Consider the following 830-nt stretch of genomic DNA (forward strand, 5'->3'; position numbering starts at 1 on the left):
GGGGATCAACCGCAACACTGGCTATGGCTGGGCTTGGCGGGCTGGTCGCCGGTCCGTGCGTGTGCCGCGGCCGCATCCGCGGCGGGGTGAGTATGGGGCGTTGCGGGCTCAGGGCGTGTCGCGACGTCGAGCGGCCGAGCAGGTCGGGGTGAGCCAGCGCACGGCCGAGGACTGGGACTACGGCGTCCGCAAGAGCGGGCACCGCCGGACCTATCCGGATGGTCGTCGGGTGGATTCCGCCACCCGGACTGTCACGATGCTCGGCGTGAGCTCGATGATGGTCTCGACGCCTGGCTTGCCGGCGCTGGACAGGCAGTTGCATCCACGGTTCCTGACCTTGGCCGAGCGGGAACAGATCCGGGACCTGAGGGTCGAGGGGCACTCGCTGCGGGCGATCGGCCGGCGGCTCGGGCGTCCTGCCAGCACGATCGCGCGGGAGCTGGCGGCGAACTCCGTCGATGGCTCGTACCGGCCCTACGCTGCCCACCGCGCGGCCGCGGCACGGCGGCCACGTCCCAAGGACCGCAAGCTGCTCGTCGCGGGACCGCTTCGGGACTTCGTCCAGGCCTGTCTGCGACGGCGCTGGTCCCCGGAACAGATCTGCCACGCTCTAGGGACCGAGCATCCCGACGATCACAGCATGCGGGTGAGCGTGGAGACGATCTACCAAGCGTTGTACGTCCAGGCCCGCGGCGGGCTCAAGCGAGAAGTACAAGCCGCGATCCGCACCGGCCGCACCCGCCGCAAGCCACGCCGGGACCCTGCCGTGCGCACCTCACGGTTTGTCGACCCCATGGTGATGATCAGCGAGCGCCCCGCCGAGGTCGAGG

1 protein-coding gene is annotated in these 830 nt (G+C 70.7%); it reads left to right on the plus strand.

Translation table 11 applies throughout. From position 1 onward, the window contains the following. Positions 1-115 precede the first annotated feature (115 nt). Positions 116-830 (plus strand): helix-turn-helix domain-containing protein (locus N865_RS21295; protein ID WP_245603868.1); only part of this gene is annotated, 715 nt, incomplete at its 3' end.

This window comes from Intrasporangium oryzae NRRL B-24470 (genome assembly GCF_000576595.1).
GTDB lineage: Bacteria > Actinomycetota > Actinomycetes > Actinomycetales > Dermatophilaceae > Intrasporangium_C > Intrasporangium_C oryzae.